This is a genomic window from Paenibacillus athensensis, assembly GCF_004514475.2.
Classification (GTDB): domain Bacteria; phylum Bacillota; class Bacilli; order Paenibacillales; family NBRC-103111; genus Paenibacillus_AL; species Paenibacillus_AL athensensis.
In genome coordinates this window covers 733628-753412 of record NZ_MYFO02000001.1, presented here as the reverse complement: position 1 = coordinate 753412, position 19785 = coordinate 733628, and the positions used below count along the sequence as shown (strand labels likewise).

General features: G+C 56.2%; 19 protein-coding genes. 15 read left to right on the top strand and 4 right to left on the bottom strand.

Annotated features, from left to right (window positions below):
• The first annotated feature begins 53 nt into the window (after window positions 1–53).
• The 7 genes from rlmN (at window position 54) to spoVM (ending at window position 6069) form a co-directional block, all read left to right on the top strand.
• Window positions 54–1097 (top strand): 23S rRNA (adenine(2503)-C(2))-methyltransferase RlmN, encoded by a 1044-nt coding sequence (gene rlmN, locus B5M42_RS03455; protein ID WP_134754859.1) that lies wholly within the window; start codon window positions 54–56, stop codon window positions 1095–1097.
• 19 nt (window positions 1098–1116) lie between these two features.
• The gene (locus B5M42_RS03450; RefSeq protein WP_134754861.1) at window positions 1117–1881 is read left to right on the top strand and encodes a Stp1/IreP family PP2C-type Ser/Thr phosphatase; all 765 of its coding nucleotides are present in this window, start codon (window positions 1117–1119) and stop codon (window positions 1879–1881) included.
• Window positions 1878–3971 carry a Stk1 family PASTA domain-containing Ser/Thr kinase gene (gene pknB, locus B5M42_RS03445; RefSeq protein WP_134754863.1) on the top strand — a complete coding sequence of 698 codons (2094 nt, stop codon included), beginning with the start codon at window positions 1878–1880 and terminating at the stop codon, window positions 3969–3971. The genes B5M42_RS03450 and pknB overlap by 4 nt, the downstream gene beginning before the upstream one ends.
• On the top strand, window positions 3971–4903 hold the full coding sequence (gene rsgA / locus B5M42_RS03440; protein ID WP_134754865.1) for a ribosome small subunit-dependent GTPase A: 933 nt from the start codon (window positions 3971–3973) through the stop codon (window positions 4901–4903). The genes pknB and rsgA overlap by 1 nt, the downstream gene beginning before the upstream one ends.
• A gap of 3 nt (window positions 4904–4906) precedes the next feature.
• Complete coding sequence (gene rpe, locus B5M42_RS03435) at window positions 4907–5557, top strand: ribulose-phosphate 3-epimerase (RefSeq protein WP_134754867.1); 651 nt, start codon at window positions 4907–4909, stop codon at window positions 5555–5557.
• 15 nt (window positions 5558–5572) lie between these two features.
• Entirely contained in the window at window positions 5573–5803 is a 231-nt protein-coding gene (locus B5M42_RS03430; RefSeq protein WP_134754869.1) for a hypothetical protein, read from the top strand.
• A gap of 185 nt (window positions 5804–5988) precedes the next feature.
• Window positions 5989–6069, top strand: coding sequence for a stage V sporulation protein SpoVM (gene spoVM / locus B5M42_RS03425; RefSeq protein ID WP_134754968.1), 81 nt, complete (start codon window positions 5989–5991; stop codon window positions 6067–6069).
• Between the two features lie 56 nt (window positions 6070–6125).
• Here spoVM and rpmB read toward each other — a convergent pair whose 3' ends face one another.
• Window positions 6126–6314: a 50S ribosomal protein L28 gene (rpmB, locus tag B5M42_RS03420; RefSeq protein WP_134754871.1), complete on the bottom strand. Its 189-nt coding sequence runs from the start codon at window positions 6312–6314 to the stop codon at window positions 6126–6128.
• A 250-nt stretch (window positions 6315–6564) separates the two neighbouring features.
• Between rpmB and B5M42_RS03415 the strand changes: the two genes are divergently transcribed.
• Genes B5M42_RS03415 through recG form a run of 4 tightly spaced genes read left to right on the top strand, consistent with a single transcriptional unit; the run spans window position 6565 to window position 11685 of the window.
• Window positions 6565–6924, top strand: a complete 360-nt coding sequence (locus B5M42_RS03415) for an Asp23/Gls24 family envelope stress response protein (protein WP_134754873.1) — start codon at window positions 6565–6567, stop codon at window positions 6922–6924.
• 29 nt (window positions 6925–6953) lie between these two features.
• Window positions 6954–8741 carry a DAK2 domain-containing protein gene (locus tag B5M42_RS03410; RefSeq protein ID WP_134754875.1) on the top strand — a complete coding sequence of 596 codons (1788 nt, stop codon included), beginning with the start codon at window positions 6954–6956 and terminating at the stop codon, window positions 8739–8741.
• Window positions 8742–8786: 45 nt separating this feature from the next.
• Window positions 8787–9635 carry a DegV family protein gene (locus B5M42_RS03405; RefSeq protein WP_134754877.1) on the top strand — a complete coding sequence of 283 codons (849 nt, stop codon included), beginning with the start codon at window positions 8787–8789 and terminating at the stop codon, window positions 9633–9635.
• Between the two features lie 4 nt (window positions 9636–9639).
• Window positions 9640–11685, top strand: coding sequence for an ATP-dependent DNA helicase RecG (gene recG / locus B5M42_RS03400; RefSeq protein WP_134754879.1), 2046 nt, complete (start codon window positions 9640–9642; stop codon window positions 11683–11685).
• 257 nt (window positions 11686–11942) lie between these two features.
• Here the strand turns inward: recG and B5M42_RS03395 are convergent, their stop codons facing one another.
• Window positions 11943–13442 (bottom strand): IMP dehydrogenase, encoded by a 1500-nt coding sequence (locus tag B5M42_RS03395; RefSeq protein WP_134754881.1) that lies wholly within the window; start codon window positions 13440–13442, stop codon window positions 11943–11945.
• Between the two features lie 158 nt (window positions 13443–13600).
• Here B5M42_RS03395 and B5M42_RS03390 point away from each other — a divergent pair, with 158 nt between their 5' ends.
• Both B5M42_RS03390 and B5M42_RS03385 read left to right on the top strand, forming a co-directional pair.
• On the top strand, window positions 13601–14149 hold the full coding sequence (locus tag B5M42_RS03390) for a 5' nucleotidase, NT5C type (RefSeq protein WP_209280750.1): 549 nt from the start codon (window positions 13601–13603) through the stop codon (window positions 14147–14149).
• A 116-nt stretch (window positions 14150–14265) separates the two neighbouring features.
• Complete coding sequence (locus tag B5M42_RS03385) at window positions 14266–15885, top strand: copper amine oxidase N-terminal domain-containing protein (RefSeq protein WP_134754883.1); 1620 nt, start codon at window positions 14266–14268, stop codon at window positions 15883–15885.
• 37 nt (window positions 15886–15922) lie between these two features.
• On the opposite strand, the gene B5M42_RS03380 is transcribed toward B5M42_RS03385, so the two are convergent.
• Window positions 15923–16438, bottom strand: a complete 516-nt coding sequence (locus B5M42_RS03380) for a hypothetical protein (RefSeq protein WP_134754885.1) — start codon at window positions 16436–16438, stop codon at window positions 15923–15925.
• Window positions 16435–17706 (bottom strand): DNA polymerase IV, encoded by a 1272-nt coding sequence (locus B5M42_RS03375; protein WP_134754887.1) that lies wholly within the window; start codon window positions 17704–17706, stop codon window positions 16435–16437. The genes B5M42_RS03380 and B5M42_RS03375 overlap by 4 nt, the downstream gene beginning before the upstream one ends.
• Before the next feature lie 160 nt (window positions 17707–17866).
• On the opposite strand from B5M42_RS03375, the gene B5M42_RS03370 reads away from it, so the two are divergent.
• Complete coding sequence (locus tag B5M42_RS03370; protein WP_134754889.1) at window positions 17867–18547, top strand: SOS response-associated peptidase; 681 nt, start codon at window positions 17867–17869, stop codon at window positions 18545–18547.
• Between the two features lie 86 nt (window positions 18548–18633).
• Window positions 18634–19782, top strand: a complete 1149-nt coding sequence (locus B5M42_RS03365; RefSeq protein ID WP_134754891.1) for a metallophosphoesterase — start codon at window positions 18634–18636, stop codon at window positions 19780–19782.
• Window positions 19783–19785 lie beyond the last annotated feature (3 nt).

The following is a 19785-nucleotide window of genomic DNA, read 5'->3' as shown; positions in this document are numbered from 1 at the left end:
GACAAGATTGGCAGATTAGCAAAAACATCCATACGTACGGGTTGGGATAAACGATGAAACCTTTTGTTTATGATTTAAATTGGGAACAATGGCAGGAATGGGTCAAGGAGAACGGCGAAGCGGGCTTCCGCGCCGGGCAAATTTTCGACTGGCTGTACGTCAAGCGCGTGGCCAGCTTCGAGGAGATGTCCAACCTGCCGAAAGCGCTGCGCGAGAAGCTGACGGCGCAGTTTGAATTTGTGACCCTGACGGAAATCGCCAAATACGAATCGCAGGACGGTACGGTGAAGTTCCTGTTCGAGCTTGCCGATAAAAACGCGATTGAAACCGTGGTCATGAAGCACAATTACGGCAACAGCATTTGCGTGACGACACAGGTCGGCTGCCGCGTCGGCTGTACGTTTTGCGCCTCGACGCTCGGCGGTTTGAAGCGCGATCTGCGGGCCGGCGAAATCGTCGCCCAGGTGGTCTGGGCGCAGCGTTTGCTGGATCAGGCGAATGAGAGAATCAGCTCCATCGTCATTATGGGCATCGGCGAGCCGTTCGAGAATTACGAGGCGACGATGAATTTCCTGCGGCTGATGATTCATCCTAAGGGGTTGAACATCGGGCAGCGTCATATTACGGTGTCGACGAGCGGAATTGTGCCGAATATTTACAAGTTCGCCGATGAGAATTTGCAGGTTAATCTGGCCATTTCGATTCATGCGCCGAACGACGCGTTGCGCTCGAAGCTGATGCCGGTCAACCGCCGGTTTCCTTTTGCCGACCTGATCGAAGCCTGCAAATACTACACGGCCAAAACGGGCCGGCGGATCACGTTCGAATACGCCCTTATGGGCGAGGTCAACGATCAGCCCGAGCATGCGGAGGAGCTGGCCGCGGTGCTGCGCGAGCTGCCGCTGAGCCACGTGAACCTCATTCCGGTCAATTTCGTGGCCGAGCGCGATTTCAAGCGGACGCCGCGCGACGATATTTTTACGTTTCAGCGCATTTTGGAAAAGGGCAAAATCAACGCGACCATTCGCCGCGAGCAGGGCAGCGATATCGCGGCCGCCTGCGGGCAGCTTAGGGCCAAGCATATGGATCGCAAGTAAGCAAGTGGGGTGAAGTCGGATGAAGATGGTGAGCCGTACCGATATCGGCAAAGTGCGCTTGGTGAATGAAGACCGCGCCGCGGTGCAGCCGGAGCTAAACGGTTTGGGGCTGGCAATCGTCGCGGACGGCATGGGCGGTCATCAAGCCGGCGATTTGGCCAGCCAGATGGCGGTAGAAACCATACAGGCCGAGCTGCAGTCGATTCATGGCAACATGCCGGTCAGCGATTGCAAGGAGGCCGTGCGCGCTGCAATCGAACGGGCGAACGAAAACATCTACGAATTTGCATCGCAACGCGAAAATTACTACGGCATGGGCACGACGGTCGTCGTGGCGCTGGCGTCCCGTGAGCTGCTGATGATTGGCCATATCGGCGACAGCCGTGCTTACAAAATTAACGCCGGCGGCGTGCTGCAGCTAACCGAGGACCATTCGCTCGTCAACGAGCTGGTCAAAAACGGCCAGATTACCGCAGAGGAAGCGGAGCATCACCCGCGGCGCAATGTGCTGACGCGGGCGCTAGGCACCGAGCCGGGCGTCGAGGTCGATCTGCATGAATACGCCTGGCAGAAGGGCGATACGATTCTGTTATGTACAGACGGCTTGAGCGGGCTGGTCGATGCGCAGCGGATCGGCGAGATTGTTCGCGCCCATCCGGATATGGAGCAGGCGGCGCAGGCGCTGATTGACAGCGCGCTGGACGCGGGCGGCGACGACAATGTCACGGTCATTTTATTTGCGCACAAACGGGATGCGGACAACGGAAGGGGTGATGAGCTTTGATCGGCAGAAAACTCGGCGGCAGGTATGAAATCCTGGAGCGAATCGGCGGCGGCGGCATGGCCTTGGTCTATAAAGGGCACGATGTGCTGCTCAACCGCAAGGTGGCGGTCAAGGTGCTGCGCCAGCAATACGTGCACGACGAAGAATTCATCCGGCGTTTCCGCAGGGAGGCGCAAGCGGCCGCTTCGCTGTCGCACCCGAACGTCGTCAGCATTTACGATGTCGGCCAAGAGGGCGACGTGCATTACATTGTCATGGAATATGTGGAGGGCACGACGCTTAACGATTTGATCAAGGAACGGGCTCCGCTGCAGGTGGAAGAGGCTGTCCATTACGCCAGCCAGATCGCCGACGCGCTCGATCATGCGCACCATAATGAAATCATTCACCGCGACATCAAGCCGCACAACATCCTGATCGGCAAAAACGGCCGGGTCAAGGTGACCGATTTCGGCATCGCCCGCGCTGCCACGTCTTCGACGATTACACAAACCGGCTCGGTGGTCGGTTCGGTGCATTATTTTTCGCCAGAGCATGCCAAAGGCACGAATACGGGCCAAAAATCCGATTTGTATTCGCTGGGCATCGTCATGTACCAGATGCTGACCGCGCGGCTGCCGTTTCTCGGCGAAAGCCCGATCAGCGTTGCGCTCAAGCATCTGCAGGAGGATGTTGAGGAGCCGCGCAAGGTCAATCCGCTCATTCCGCAAAGCGTGGAAAATATTATTTTGAAGGCGATGCGCAAAAAGCCCGAGGAGCGCTACCAATCGGCCAAGCAGATGATGGAGGATTTGGATACCTGTCTGACCCCGGGCCGCCGCAACGAGGCGAAGGTGACGTTCTGGGACGCCGACGGCATGGACGATGAGCGGACGCTGGTCATGCCGGCAATTCGGCCGAATCAGCTCGGCGAATCGTTCGAAGAGGACGAAAAGCCGGTCTGGCGCGGCGAGCCGCCTAAGAAAAATGGCTGGATCAAGCCGACCGTGTGGATTGTCGCTTTGCTGATCGTGCTGGGCGGCATGTGGTATGCTGTCGGCTTTGTCAAGCAGAAGCTGATTATTGAAACGGTTGACGTGCCGAATGTCGTCAATATGCCGCTGGATGCGGCGCAGGAAAAGCTGCGTGCGGTCAAGCTGGATTCAACGGTTGTGCCCGAGGACAGCAAGCTGGACAAAGACACGGTCATTCGTCAGGACCCGACCGCAATGAAGCTGAATGTCGGCACGAAGGTGACGTTGTATGTCAGCAAAGGGCCGGCCAAGCTGAAAATGGACGATTACGTCGGCATGTCGCTCAAGGACGTCAAGCTCAAGCTTCAGGCGTTGGGTCTGAAGGATGAGCAAATTTCGATCAAGCAAATGTTTACCGACGAGGCGCCGGATACGATTTTGCAGCAAAAGCCGGAGGCAGGCGAAGAGTTCGAGCTGGAGACAGCCAGCATCAGCTTCAATGTCAGCAAGGGGCGGGAGACGTTCAAAATGCCGGACCTCGTCGGTCTGACCGAAGCGGAAGCCAAAGCCAAGCTCGGCGTGCTGAGCCTCAAGCTGCCGGCCAGCGGCATTACCCGTGAGAAGAGCTACAAGCAGCCGAAAGGCAAGGTCATCAAGCAATTCCCTTATGAATACAATGACGAGGTTTCGCCGGGGGCAGAGGTCAGCCTGATTATCAGTGACGGCTTGCCGGAAGAGGCGGGCGAGCTGATCGTCAGCGTGCCGCTTCATCCGTCTGCGGACGGCAAAGCGTCGGATTTCAAAATCGTGGTCAGCGACGCGCAATACGATAACTTCGATTACAAGTCGGAAACGGTGAGCAAGGACGAAACCGTCGACGTCAAGGTGATTGTCGCGCCGGACAAAAAAGCCGTCATTCTCGTCAAGGAAGGCGATCAGCTCGTCAATTCGATTACGCGGACGTATCAGGATTATCTGGATCAAAAGAACGGCAAGACGGCCGTAGAGAATGAATCGTCTGCGAGCCCGACGCCTAAGCCGGGCGGCAAGTCGGATGGGGCCATTCCCGCAGGCGGCAACGCTCCGGCAGGTCCCGGCGGCGGACCGGGTAAAACGACAGGCGGAGGCGCAAATTAATGCCTCAAGGTAGCATCGTTAAAGCGCTTAGCGGATATTATTACGTGCTGCCCGAAGGGCAGCGACTGCAGGACGGCGGGCTTGTTCAATGCCGGGCCCGCGGGGTGTTTAAAAAGAAAGGCATCACGCCGCTGGTCGGCGACGATGTGCAATTCGAGCTGACGGAAAACGGAGAAGGCACGGTCACGGAAATCAAGCCGCGCTTCTCCGAGCTGATCCGGCCGCCGATCGCCAATGTGAGGCTGGCGGCGCTCGTTTTTGCCGTTGCCGAACCAACGCTCAATCTGCAGCTATTGGACAAGTTTCTCGTCCATATCGAGAAATCGGGGCTGGACGCGCTGCTGATTTTTACCAAAAGCGATCTGTTGGTCGCGGACGGCGAAGCCGGCGGCGGAAGCGGCGCGATGGCCGCGTCCGAGCTGGAACGCATTTGCGCGCTTTATGCGGGTATCGGCTATAGGGTCGTGACGACGAGCTCGCGGGTGCAGGAAGGCATTCCGGCAGTCCTTGAGCATTTGGGCGGGACAATCAGTGTGTTTGCTGGACAATCGGGCGTCGGCAAATCGTCGCTGCTCAACGCGATGATCAGCGGGTTGGAGCTGGAAACGAACGCGATCAGCCAGAGGCTGGGCCGCGGCAAGCATACGACGCGCCATGTCGAGCTGCTGCCGTTGGACGGCGGCGGCTATGTGGCCGATACGCCGGGCTTCAGCCAGCTGGACTTTGTCGAGCTGGAGGTGGAGAATCTCGGCGCTTGCTTCCGCGAATTCGCCCAACCAGCCGAGACCTGTCGCTTCCGCGGCTGTCTGCATCTGCACGAGCCGGGCTGCAAAGTACGCGAAGAGGTGGAGCAGGGCGGAATCGCCCGGTCGCGATATGAGCATTACATTACGTTTCTCGCGGAAATGAAGGATAAAAAGAGGAGGTATTGATCGATGGTCTATGTAGCTCCTTCGATTTTGTCTGCAAATTTCGCCAGGCTTGGCGAGGAAATAGCTGAGGTGGAGCGCAGCGGCGCGGACTGGATTCATTTTGACGTGATGGACGGGCATTTCGTGCCGAACATTACGATCGGCGCGCCGGTGCTGGCTGCGATTCGTCCATTGACGAAGCTGCCGATCGACGTGCATTTGATGATCGAGCAGCCGGAGCGGTATATTCCCGACTTTGTGAAAGCGGGCGCGGACCTGATTTCCGTTCATGTCGAAGCGTGTACGCACCTTCACCGGACGCTGCACTTGATTAAATCAGGCGGCGTGCGCGCCGGAGTCGTGCTGAACCCGGCAACGCCGCTGGCGATGATCGAGCACGTTCTGGACGAAGCGCTTGATCTCGTACTGATCATGACGATCAATCCCGGTTTTGGCGGTCAGGCGTTTATTCCCGGCATGCTCGGCAAAATTCGCGCGCTGCGCGACATGGCCGACGAACGCGGTTTAAGCGGTCTGCATATTGAAGTAGACGGCGGCATCAACGAAACAACGGCCCGTCAGGTTGAAGCGGCCGGAGCGGACGTGCTGGTAGCTGGAACTGCCGTATTCGGCCAGCAGGACCGCGCAGAAGCGATCCGGCGAATTCGCGGGTGAAAGGAAGCGGCGATCATGAGGCTTTTATGGTTGTTCGTCTACAGCGTGCTGGTCGGTATTTTGCTCACGCTGTATGCGAGCTTGCACGATTTTTCCAAGTTCCTGTTCTCGATCGGAGCCGTTTATGCCGGTATCCGCTTCTTTCGCCGCTTTGATCAGACGAGCTTGCGGGTTTGGTTTATTTTACTCTCGATCCTTTTTTATTTCGTTTTTCGGATGGCAGTCGCGTTTTATCCTCATATCTGAGCATATCTGAATGGGATGTGCATACATATGGTTACAAGAGTCAAGCGCTCTTGTAGCCTTTTTTTGTGCAAGAGCAGCCTCCGGCGCCGGCTTTGATGTTTTAGTGAACGTTTTGACGGTCCGGGCATATACTGTGGTAACGAGGCGAGGGTTGCATGGCGCAATCAGTGAAGGAGGGGTAGAGGATGAAGTTTTACACAATCAAGCTACCGAAGTTTCTGGGTGGTGTCGTAAAGGCCATGCTCAATACGTTTAGTAAAAATTAATAGCGCAGCATGCAAAAAAAGCACCGTAAGGTGCTTTTTGTCTATGCGCGATTCAACTATACGCGAGTGACTTTGCCGGATTTCAGCGCGCGTGCACTTACGTAGACACGTTTCGGTTTTCCATCAACGAGGATGCGAACCTTTTGAACGTTAACGCCCCAAGTGCGTTTGTTTTTGTTGTTGGCGTGAGACACGTGGTTGCCAGTGCCTGGGCTTTTGCCAGTGATAAAGCATTTACGGGACATGTTTGACACCTCCTTCGGCAGTATACAAAGCAGCCTGGGTGGCAAGCCTAAAGCTTGACATGACAGCTTTCCTCAAAATTACCATTGCTTGCATCGACGCAAAATCAGCCGATAAAAACACACTTAGATATAATAGCATAGGCTTCCGTCGCTAGTCAACGAATTCGCCGCTTTTTTACCGTTTATTTATTGTTGCCGTTATAGTACAATGAAGATTAGTCCAAAGACCCTTACATAAGGAGCTGTTGATATGCCTATCGAACTGAAAACCGAATACGGCAAGGTGTTCGTCACCCAGGAAGTGATTGCTACGCTGGCGGGATCGGCGGCCCTCGATTGCTACGGGCTTGTCGGCATGGCTTCGCGCAAGCAGCTCAAGGACGGCATTGCCGAGCTGCTCGGCCGCGACAATTTGACGCGCGGTGTCGAAGTGCGCCGGGACAAGGACCGGCTGGAGATTGACATGTACATTATTGTCAGCTATGGAACGAAGATTTCCGTAGTCGCGGGCAACGTGCAAACGAAAATCAAATACGTAATGAACGAAGTGATCGGCGTTCATGTTGATCAAGTCAATATATATGTGCAGGGCGTTCGCGTAGCCAAGTAGAGGCCTGACACCAGGGAGGAGAATACGCTTTGAGTAAGCGCTTTATTTCAGTGAATGGAACTGACTTCGCAGCTATGGTCTTTGCTGGTGCGGATAATCTGCGCGACCAAGCGGACAAGGTTAACGGGCTGAATGTGTTTCCCGTACCGGACGGAGATACCGGCACCAATATGAATCTGACGTTTGCTTCCGGCGTGGAGGAATTGAAGAAGAAGCCGTCCGCTCATCTGGGAAAAGCTGCCGATGCGTTGTCGAAGGGATTGCTGATGGGCGCGCGGGGCAATTCCGGCGTGATCCTTTCACAGCTGTTCCGCGGCTTTGCCAAGCACGTTCACGATTTGGAAGAAGCGAACGCCCAGCAGTTTGCCCAGGCACTGCAGACAGGCGTCGAGACGGCGTACAAAGCGGTTGTCAAGCCCGTTGAAGGCACGATTCTTACCGTATCCAAGGAAGCGGCCAAGCACGCGCTCCAAGTCAAACGGACAGCCGATGTGCTGGAACTGATGCAGGAGGTGCTCGGCAAGGCGAAGGAAGCGTTGCTGCGTACGCCAGACCAGCTGCCGGTGCTGAAGCAGGTCGGCGTCGTAGACGCAGGCGGACAAGGTCTTGTGCACGTGTACGAGGGCTTTGTGGCTGCACTGCGCCGCGGCGGAGCGTATGCGTACGGGGCGGAAACGGCAGAGGACGACGGCATTCTTGACGCGCCGTTCGAGCTGGCCGTACCGTCTGCTGCAATGGCAGCGGCACCTGAGACGCTGGAGCTGGCCAAAGCCGCTCATGCGGCGTCGCGGCCGGCGCAGGCGCAGCTGGCGACGGAGGACATCGAATTCGGCTACTGCACCGAATTTATGCTGACCGTGGTACCCGGCAAGACGAAGGGGCAGACGTTCGAGGAGAGCGCTTTCCGGGCCAGACTCGGCGAGCTTGGCGATTCGCTGCTCGTCGTTGCCGACGAAGGTCTGGTAAAGGTGCATATCCACGCCGAATATCCGGGCGAAGTGATGAACGAGGCGATGAAATTCGGCGATTTGAGCCGGATCAAAATTGAAAATATGCGTGATCAGCATTCGCACATACTTGAGGAGCACGGCGCCGCCATGCCTGCGCGCCCCCAGGCAGCCGCAGCGTCTGCAAAGCCTGCTCCGCGTCCTGCGGCCAAGCGGTACGGCATGGTAGCTGTGGCAATCGGCGAAGGCATCACGGACATTATGACAAGCGTTGGCGTTGACGTGGTGTTGTCCGGCGGCCAGACCATGAATCCGAGCACCGAGGATATCGTGAAGGCGGTTGCACGCATCGACGCCGAGACGATTTTCGTGCTTCCCAACAACTCGAACATTATTTTGGCCGCGCAGCAAGCGGCTGGATTGATCGAGAACAAGCAGCTGATCGTCATTCCGACCAAATCGATTCCGCAGGGTCTGGCCGCTATCGTGGCGTTCCAGGACAAAGCGGATGCAGCTGTGAACGAAAGCGCAATGAATGCAGCGATCAAGCGAATCAAGTCCGGCCAGGTGACGTTTGCTGTGCGCGATACGAGCATGGACGGCATTGAAATCAAAATGGGACATTGTATTGGCATCGAAGACGGAACGATTGTTTGCTCGCTGCCGGGACTGATGGATGCCAGCAAGAAGCTGCTGCAGGAAATGGTCGAGGAAGGCGACGAGTTGGTTACGATCCTGACCGGCGTGGACGCAAAACCCGATGAGACTGAGGAGCTGTGCGCGTTCATCGGCGAGATGTATCCGGGCATGGATATCGAGCTGCATCCGGGCGGACAGCCGCTCTATCCGTATATTTTTTCCGTTGAATAAGGACGAGGCGAAGCGGTCGCCATTTAGATGAGGAGTGGAAGCGGATTGGGCAAAGTACGCATCGTAACCGACAGCACAGCGGATATTCCGGCTGAGGTTCGCGAGGAGCTGGGCATTGAAATGGTGCCGCTCAACATACATTTCGGCAGCGAAACCTTTTTGGATACAGTCACGCTCACGTCGGAGCATTTTTACGAAAAGCTGCAATCGTCAGGCGTGTTTCCGAAAACATCGCAGCCGTCTCCGGCTGAATTTTTGGCTGTTTATGAGCGCTTGACGGCCGAGTCCGACGTGGAGGTCATTTCCATTCACCTGGCTTCGGTGCTGAGCGGCACGTACCAGTCGGCGGTTTTGGCTGCATCGATGCTCGAATCCGCCAAGGTGCACGTCGTGGACTCCCGTTCGGCGTCTTACGGAATCGGCGCGCTCGTCGTGGCTGCTGCGGAAGCGGCGCGAGAGGGACAAAGCGTAGAGCAAATTGTGCAATTAATCGAGCGGATGCGTGAGAACTTTTATATTTATTTTCTGGTCGATACGCTCGAATTTTTGCAAAAAGGCGGAAGAATCGGCAAAGCCTCTGCGCTGCTAGGCTCGCTGCTGAACATTAAACCGATTCTCTCGATCGATCCCGAGGGCGAGGTCGCTGCAGTGGATAAGGTGCGCGGACACAAAAAGGCGATGGCCCGGATCGTTGAGCTGCTGGAACAGGATATTGCCGGAAGGCCGATCCGCCTGTATATTGCCCATGCCAACAACCTGGAGGGCGCCGATCAGCTGCGTGATGCCCTGACCGAGCGCTTTCAGGTGCGCGCCGCCGCTTACATTGCGCTGGGGCCGGTCATCGGCGCGCATGCCGGTCCGGGGACGATCGCTGCATTCGTCAGCACGGATTGAGCAGATGGATGTAAGCCGGATACAAGTACGCGAGGTCCATGGAGTCGGCGCTCAAAAGGCGGCTGAGCTGAACTCCATGGGCATTTTTTCCGTTATGGATTTGTTGGAATATGTGCCGTTTCGCTATGAGGATTATACGGTGCGTGATCTGACAGGGGTAAAGGACGGCGACCGGATTACGATTCAAGGCACGATTATCGGCGAGCCTGTGCTGCAGCGGTATGGCGGCAAGTCTCGGCTGTCGTGCAAGGTTATGGTCGATACGTTCCTCGTGACGGCGGTTTGGTTCAACCGCCATTTCCTGAAAGAGAAGCTGCGCGTCCAGCAGGAGATTATGCTGACGGGCAAATGGGACGGCAAGCGCATGCAGATGACGGTCTCCGACTCGGAATTTCCCGGTCAGGCGGAATCGAAGCAAGGGACGGTGCAGCCGGTGTATTCGGTTGCCGGTTCCATCACGCAGAAATGGATGCGCAAGACGATGCAGCAAGCCTTGCAGCAATATGGCGCGATGATTGGCGAGGTGCTGCCCGAAGCGCTCGTTCGCCGTTACGACTTGATGCCGCGCGGCAAAGCGCTGGCGGTCATTCATCAACCGGCCGGCGTAGAGGAAGGCAAGCAGGCGCGGCGGCGCATGGTGTATGAGGAGCTGTTTTTGTTCCAGCTCAAGCTGCAGGCGTACCGCGCGGTGACGCGCAGTCGGGCTGACGGACTGGCGCAGGCAGTCGATTTGCCGGCGGTTCGTGCGTTCGTGCGGGCGCTGCCTTTTCAGCTTACTGAATCGCAAAAGCGGGTGATCGGCGAGATATTGCATGACATGCAGCAGCCTTACTGCATGAATCGGCTGCTGCAAGGCGATGTTGGCGCCGGTAAGACGGTGGTAGCGGCGGCTGCGCTGTATGCGACGGTCAAAGCGGGCTGTCAGGGCGCGCTGATGGTGCCGACGGAAATTTTGGCCGAGCAGCACAAGCGCTCTCTGGAGCAGCTTTATGCGCCGTATGGGCTGCAGGTGGCCTTGTTGACGGGCAGCTCCACCGACAGACAACGCCGCGAGCTGCTGGCTTCGTTGCAGATGGGTTTGACCGATGTGATTGTCGGTACGCATGCGCTGATTCAAGATGATGTCGTCTTTCGTCAGCTTGGTCTGGTCGTGACTGACGAGCAGCATCGCTTTGGCGTCAACCAGCGCAGCGTGCTGCGGCGCAAGGGAATGAATCCCGATGTGCTGACGATGACGGCGACGCCGATTCCGCGGACGTTGGCCATCACCGCGTTTGGCGATATGGACGTATCGACCTTGCGGGAGCTGCCCAAGGGGCGCAAGACGATCCAGACGTTCTGGGTCAAGCATTCGATGCTGGAGCGGGTACTCGGATTTATCGAAAAAGAAGCCGCTGCCGGCCGGCAATCGTACATCATTTGTCCGCTGATCGAGGAATCGGACAAGCTGGATGTGCAAAACGCCATCGATGTCCATATTCAGTTGCAGCAGCATTTCCCGCAGCTGCGCGTCGGCTTGCTTCACGGGCGGATGAGCACGCAGGAAAAGGATGCTGTGATGCGCGAGTTCAAAGACGGCGAGTTGGCGGCGCTCGTGTCGACCACGGTTATTGAAGTCGGCGTTGATGTACCCAATGCGACACTGATGGTCGTCTACGACGCCGACCGTTTCGGGCTGTCGCAGCTGCACCAGCTGCGCGGACGCGTCGGACGCGGGGAGCATCAATCGTATTGCGTGCTCATTGCCGATCCGAAAACGGAAGTCGGCAAGGAACGGATGAAGGCGATGACGGATACGGCGGACGGCTTCGAGATCGCCCGGCGCGATCTGGAGCTGCGCGGTCCGGGCGATTTTTTCGGCACAAAGCAAAGCGGGCTGCCGGAATTCCGGATCGCCGATCTGATGAGCGATTTCGAGACGATGGAGCAGGCGCGCGACGACGCGGCCGAGCTGGTGGCGGATTCGGCGTTTTGGACCGGGGCCGCGTACATGCCGCTGCGTGTGTTTTTGCAGAAGGAGCATGTGTTTGATAGCGAGGTGTTGGACTGACGGGCGGCAGATGGGGGGGGCTTTCGGCGCATCCGGGCCTTATCAGGGTGCGGCGGGAGACGAACGAAGGCGAATCTGCTTGCAGGTTCTTCCACAGGGGCTGGAGAGCTTGAAACGCGGAAGATACCGCGCTTGCCATTCTTAGAGATTCGCGACAGGTCGGTCTGCTTCACCGCTGGGCGCAATAAAAAGGCTGTTCCACGACCGGCAGGACGCCGGTGCTGTGGAACAGCCTTTTTGCTTGAAAGCTTGCCGGTTTATTCGCCGGACAAGCTGTTTTCCTTCAAAATGACATCGTGCGCGCCGCCTTCGACGATGCTGGTTGCCGAGACCAGCGTGATGCGCGCCGTACGCTGCAGCTGCTCGACGGTCAGGGAACCGCAGTTGCACATGGTCGATTTGATTTTGCTGATGGTTTTGTCGAGATTTTCCTGCAGGCCTCCGGCGTAAGGCACGTAAGAGTCCACACCTTCCTCGAACACGAGACCTTGCTTGCCGCCGGTGTCGTAGCGCTGCCAGTTGCGGGCCCGGTTCGAGCCTTCGCCCCAGAATTCTTTAACAAAGTTGTTGCCTACTTTCAGCTTACGCGTCGGGCTTTCGTCAAAGCGGGCAAAGTAGCGCCCCATCATCACAAAATCAGCGCCCATTGCCAGCGCCAGCGTAATGTGGTAGTCATGCACAATGCCGCCATCGGAGCAAATCGGCACATAGATGCCGGTTTCTTCGAAGTATTGCTGCCGCGCTTCCGCCACTTCGATGACCGCCGACGCCTGGCCGCGGCCGATTCCCTTTTGCTCACGCGTGATGCAAATGGAGCCGCCGCCGATGCCGACTTTGACGAAGTCGGCGCCCGCATCGACCAAATAGCGGAAGCCTTCGCGATCAACGACGTTGCCTGCACCGATCTTAACGTCGAAATGGGCTTTTACATATTCAATCGTTTCACGCTGCCATTCCGTGTAGCCGTCAGAGGAGTCGATCACCAGCGCGTCTACGCCCGCTTCTACCAGCGCAGCTACGCGTTCCTTGTAATCCTTCGTGTTGATTCCGGCGCCGACGATGTAGCTTTTGTTGGCGTCGAGCAGCTCGGTCGGGTTGTTTTTGTGTGCGTCATAATCCTTGCGGAAGACGAGGTAATCCAAATGACCGTTATCGTCGACAATCGGCAAGCAATTGAGTTTATGCTCCCAGATCAGATCATTGGCTTCGGACAAGGAAATGCCCGATTGGCCATAAATGAGCGAAGCAAATGGCGTCATGAACTCGCCGACCGGCTTGTCCGCTGCGTCGCGGCTGACCCGGTAATCGCGGCTGGTCACGATGCCGAGCAAACGGCCTTTGGGCGTGCCGTCGTGCGTCACTGCGGCCGTCGAGTGGCCGGTCCGCTCTTTGAGCTCCAGGACATCCTTTAACGTATGCTCGGGCGTCAAATTGGAACGGCTGACGACAAAGCCGGCTTTGTAGCCTTTGGCTTTGCGCACCATGTCCGCTTGGCTTTCGATCGGCTGCGAACCGAAAATAAAGGAAATGCCGCCGGCGCGAGCGAGCGCTACAGCCATGTTGTCGTCGGAGACGGATTGCATGACAGCCGAAGAGAACGGAATATTCAGCGACAGGGCCGGCTCCTCACCGCGGGAAAATTTGCAAAGCGGGGTTTTAAGACTGACGCGGTCGGGCGTACACGTCTTGGAAGTCAAATTGGGCAGCAGCAGAAATTCGCTAAACGTTCGGGACGGTTCCGAATAATAAAAAGCCATGGGGGCGTGACCTCCGGTTTTGGGTAAATTTTAACAAGCATACCACAGGTTCGCGGGCGCTGGCAATGGTAGTTTATGGACTAACGTCCACTCGAACGCTATGTTATAATGATAGAATTTGAGTTTCATAATTATTGGAGGAGCAAGGAGTGACATCAATGAAGCAACGCATTGCGATCGATATGGATGAAGTGATTGCCGATATGGTCTCGAAGCATTTGCAGATGTATAATCAGCATTTTGGACAATCGTTGACCAAGCGCGATTTGCATGGCGTCAAGCTGCGCAAATTCGTCCCTGCCGAGCAGGTTCCGCTGTTGACGGAGTGGATTTATGCCGCCGATTTTTTTCGCGATCTGGCAGTAATGCCGGGCAGCCAGGAGGTGGTGCAGGCACTGATGGAGCGCTACGAGATTTTTATTACAACTGCGGCAATGGAGTATCCGACTTCTTTTCCGGCCAAGTATGCTTGGCTGAAGGAGCATTTTCCGTTTATTCCCGATTCACATCTGGTGTTTTGCGGAGACAAAAGTATTGTGCACGCTGATTTTTTGATCGACGATAACGCGCGTCATTTTCCGGGCTTTAGCGGAAAAGGCATATTGTTCAGCGCGCCGCACAATATGCTGGAAACCGCGTACACCCGCGTGAACGATTGGCAGGAAGTAGCCCGGATGTTTTTACAGGGCGAACCGTCACGTTCGTAGTTTGTGGATAAATATGGAAGATTAGACACAGTCATTTTTTAACACAAAAGGCGTTCGCTATGTTATGCTTTTATAGCATTCTACTAAAATTGGTTGAAAGAGGAGAAGATTGAAGCATGCAGAAAAGAAAGTTCCATACGTGGGCGTGCGCTTGCGCCCTGCTGCTGGCTGTGCTGTTGACGGGCTGCCAGGCCGTGCAAGGGCTGGATATCGGACAAGTGCTGGTCAATGCGTCCGCTCACCAGTCCAATGAGACTCAGGGTACAATGCAGATCGAATTTGTTCCCGCCGAAGATAGCGAGTGGGGAGCCGGTAACCCGCTGGCCGAATTGTTCAAACAGATTACGATAGACGTCCATTCGGCTAAAACCGAAGATTTCGATCATATGTCAATGGATGCCGATCTGGTGTACAGCAAAGGAAAAATTCCGTTCCGGCTCGTATTGGACGGTGACGATTACATCATCGATGTGAAAGGCTCCAAAAAGCCGATTGTCGTGAAAACGAATCGCACACCCGATGACGCTGCCAATACTGCAGCCCAAATGCTGAGCGCTCATCTGGAAGAGACGCTGCGCAGCAAATATGCGGAGCTGGTTCCCGCTACGTACAAGCTGTTTACTGATCACGCGCCAAATCCGGCTACGGTGAGTGTGACGCAAGTGAGCGAACAGATACACGGCGAGACGCTGGCGCTGGACAAACTGCATGCAGAAGTAAACGGCACGGAGCTGACAGATTTGCTGAAGGGCTTTCTGACCAGCCTGCTGGCCGATAAGGAAGGTCTCAAAGCGTTTATCGGTCAAATGTATGATGCCTTGATGCCGGTTTTTAAAGAATTCATGGATAACAACAATAAAGAGTTGCAGGAGGATCTGTCGGTATACACGGCCAATCCGTCGCTTGCTGAAGGCATGCAGCTGATACAGGCGTATATGGACAACAAAACGCTGGTGGTGGAATTTCTGTACACGACGCTTTCCCACTTCCTGCAAAAAGCGGTCGACCAGCTTGACACAGCACTGGCCGACGGTCTTGCAGCCAAGGGCTATGACGCACTGCTGAGCGAGCAGGCTTATCTCAAGCTTGATTTGTTCATTGACAGCAGCAAGCTTATTCGTAAAGAAACGTTCGATCTGCAAATTCCGCTTGACGGAGCCGAAGGTTTGTCTGCGATCAAAATGAGCGGCTCGATGGATATCTGGAATATCGGTCAAGCGGTGAAGGCCGATTCGATTAATACGTCGAACGGAACGCTCGATATCGATAGCGTAGCTTCGCTAAACGGCTACGAGCTGCTCAACAACTTTGACAAGCAATCGGATTTGTACAAGCTTTTGAAGGATGATCTGCACGTTGCGAAAAAGGAAATTTATTTGTTCATCGAAGATGACGACAGTTATTCGTCCGAATACGATGCTTCGCATCCTTATGTGAATGAGGATGAAGTGTCGATGGTTGCGGCTCGCGATATCGCCGAGCGTATGGGCGGCAAAGCTGAGTGGAATGAAGCGACGCGCGTCGTTTCCATTCATGACGAGTGGACGGATACAGACGTGGAGCTGACTATAGGCAGCCGCACGGCGCTAGTCAACGGCGAGGAAGTGATGCTGGACAGTCCGGCAGTCATCAAAAACGGCACGACGTTCGTGCCGCTGCGCTTCATTGCCGAAGCGCTTGGGGCAAGCGTGGAGTGGAATGGCGAATATCGCATGGTAACGATCACGCGGGACTAGGATGCGAATGAAGATATCGTAAAAGAGAAGGCGCTGCTTACGGTCTTGTACCGTCTTGCGGCGTCTTTTTGCCGTTCTGTTCCTGAAAAATAGCATGTATATGCTGGCCGATCCGCGCGCCGATCTCGGCCCGGGCGATATCCCGGAGCAGCGTCAAACGGTCTTCGTAGCCTCGGCACACAAGGCGATAATGAATAGCCCCGTCCAGATGTTCTTCCTCGCGGATGTGAATGTGCCGCTCTTTGAGCGTGCGTTTGACTTGTGCGAGCTCGTCATACAGACGGTTCAGCAAAATTTGCGTCGCGTTGATATATAAAGTCTTGAGCGGATAACTGGACGACTCCATGCCACGTCCGTTCGATTCCACAATGCCGATCATCATCGGCAGCAGCACGCAGCTGCGCACCAGACGCAAATCCTCTTGCGTGGGCAGATGAGCCCGTATGCCGTGCTCGTGGTCGGGCAGCTGCCGTTCCAGCAACGCGGCCTTATGTTCATGAAGCATCATCTTGCTTGATTCCCACAGTCCGTTGCCCTGCAGCTTTTTGCTCATTTGTCATGACCTCCGATTTTGTCCAAACGCGTGTGGAATTGACTGCTCTCCAGCAGGGTAGAGGCGCGAGCGATAACGCCGCTGCCATATTTGGTCTTCAAATCATCAGTTACTCGCTCCAGCTCCCGCAGGCGTGGCCGGTCATCAAACATCGTCAGCTGGTAACCGCGGTCTTCGCTCAGTCCGGACAGCGCAACGGCTGCTCCGCGGATCGGACTTCCATCCCAGATTTTGTCGAAAAGCCGGATCGCCGCTTGAAATACCTCGCCGGCAGAGCTGGTGCCGTCCAGCAGCTTCACCTGACGGTAAAAGCTGGAAGATTTTCCTTCCGCTTCGCTTTGCGCGCCTACGGAAACGACATTCCCGATAAAACGGCGCGCCCGGCAGCGGCGGCATACCTCCTCGCACAGCTCCAGCAAAATTGTCTCGATATCGCGGCGCTTGGCATATTCGCGCGGCAGTGTAATGTGGTGTCCGATCGCGTGCTGTGAGGTGCGGACGCGTGGCGTCACCGGGCTGTCGTCCAAGCCGTTCGCGGTACGCCACAGCACTTCGGCTTGGACGTTGCTGCTGCGTCCAAGCCTGGCGCGCAGCTTGTCCTTCAGCCGCGGCAGCGGCATGCCGGCCACGTCACCGATCGTCTGCAGCCCCATTGCCGTCAAATGGCCGGCCATTCGCGGGCCGACGCCGAACATGCCGCGTACAGGCTGCGGCCACAGCGTATCAGGGATGAGGTCGGGACGAAGCGTATACAAGCCGTCGGCCCGTTTCTTGGCAAACAAATCGCACGCCATCTTCGCCAGCACCTTCGTGGGTCCGATGCCGATGCGCGTCCAGACGCCGGTCTGAAGTAGCACGCGCTGCTGAATATGGCTGGCAATCGCCTCTGGCGAACCACCCCACAACGAAAGCGAGCCGCTCAGGTCAAGGAATTGCTCATCGATGCTATACGGTTCGACGAGCTCGGTGAATTGCTCGAAAATGCCGGTAATCAGCAAGGAAATATTGATATAAGTTTGCATGCGCGGCGGAACGATGACGAGCTCCGGGCATTTGGCCAGTGCAGCTCCCAGCCGCTCGGTGGTCGAAATGCCAAAGGTTTTGGCGATCGGACAGGCGGCGAGAATCAAACCGCTTGCTTTGGACGGCTCGCTGGCGACGACCAGCGGACGCTTCGCATAAGCGGGATTTGCGGCTTTCTCCACGCTGGCGTAAAACGATTCGCAGTCAGCCAGCAGGATGACGCGATTACGATTCGATGGGCTCATAGCTCGGACATCCTCCGTGCGGTGGTTTGCATGAATTATAGTGATTTTTTTGAAAAAAAGCGAACTCTTGTTCCTGTTTTCAGGATACACGAACGCGCATTCGGTTTCAAGGGGCGGCGCGATTATTTTTTTGGTATAATAGAAAAAGGAGGGATGCGACATGTGCGGACGTTACACAATTGGTGTGCCGCTGGAGGAATTGATGCTGCGTTATCATATCGATGTGACGGGCATCCGTTTTTTTGCGCCCCGTTATAATGTAGCGCCGGGACAACTCGTACCCGCGGTGCTCCACGACGGAAGCCGGTATCGGCTCGGAGAGCTGCGCTGGGGGTTGATCCCCGAGTGGGCGGAGGACGAAAAAATAGCTTACCGGACGTTGAACGCCCGGGCCGAAACGATTGCCGACAAGCCTGCGTTCCGCGGGCCCTTTCGGCGAAAACGCTGCGTGCTTCCAGCGGATTCCTTCTATGAGTGGAAGGCGACGGGACGAAGCAAGCAACCGATGCGTCTTATGCTCAAAAGCGGCGAGCTGTTCGGTATGGCCGGCTTATATGACACATGGGTGTCTCCCGACGGTACGAAGGTGTCGACTTGTACCGTAATTACAACGACTCCCAACGAGTTGGTCGCAGACATTCACGACCGGATGCCTGTCATTTTGCGGCCTGAAGACGAAGCGCTGTGGCTCGATCGCAGCGTGAGCGCTCCCGGCGAGCTAAGTGGGCTGCTGCGGCCTTACCCGGCAGCGGAGATGAAAGCCTACCCGGTGTCAGCCCGTGTAGGCAATGCGCGTCATGACGACCCGGCTTGCGCCGAGGAAATCCGGCTGCTGCTGTGAACGGCTTGCGGCAAAAAAAGCAACCGGCAACGGCTATTATCCGTACATATGAGGTAGAACTAATTCCATAAACGGGAGCATGATGCATGAGAAGACGTTTTGCTGTGACGCTGGCGGTCATTTTGACCATCGTCAGCTTGATTAATGCGCTGATTGGCTGGAACGGGCGCGTATTTTTGCAGGAGCTGTTCGGCAACGTTCACGACGGAATCTATTGGACCTGCATTGGCGTGCTGGCGTTTGCGTACTTTTTTGCGCGGTTTGCGCATCGCATTTTGCCAGGTCCTTTGGCGATTGTATTGAAGCTGGCGGGCAGCTATTGGCTGGTCGTTGTGCTGTACGGCTTGCTGCTGCTGCCGATTGTTGACGTGCTGGCTGTGCTGCTGGCCGTCGGAGGCGTGGACAAGTCCGTCTATGTGCCCGTGCTCGGCTGGGCATTTCTTGCCGTTTTACTGGCGATTTTGATCAAAGGCTCCTACAACGCCTGGTCGCCGATCGTACGCCGCTACGAATTTACCGTCTCCAAGCCGGTTCCGGGACGCCGGACGTTGCGCGTCGCAGTCGCTTCCGATTTGCATTTGGGGACTGTGGTGCGGAAAAAGCATTTGCAGCGCCTGGTTCGTCAGGCGGCTGCGCTGAAGCCGGATCTGATTTTGCTGCCCGGCGATATTATTGATGACGAGATTGCGCCGTTTATTCGGCAGAATATGGCCGAAACGATGCGCGGCTTGCAGGCTCCGCTCGGCGTATATGCTTCGCTTGGCAACCATGAATACATCGGCGGACATGTGGAGACGTTTCATGAGCAGATGACGTTAAGCGGCGTCCGGCTGCTGATGGACGAGGCCGTGTGCGTCGAGGACGCTTTCTATATCGTCGGACGCAAGGATGCGGCGGCTTCCGGATTCGCGGACGGGCGCAAGGAGCTGGCCGAGCTGCTTGCCGGTCTGGACCCGAGCAAGCCGATTATCGTGCTGGACCACCAGCCGCGCCAATACGACAAAGCGGTAGCGGCGGGGGTTGACGTATTGCTCAGCGGACATACGCACCGCGGTCAAATGGCGCCGGGCAACCTGATTACGCGCAGACTGTTCGAGCTCGATTGGGGCTATTTGCGCAAAAAGCAGCTTAACGCCGTCGTCTCGTCCGGCTTTGGAAGCTGGGGACCGCCGGTGAGGATCGGCAGCCGCTGCGAAATCGTCGAACTGGTCATTCATTTTGAAAGTCATTCATAAGGA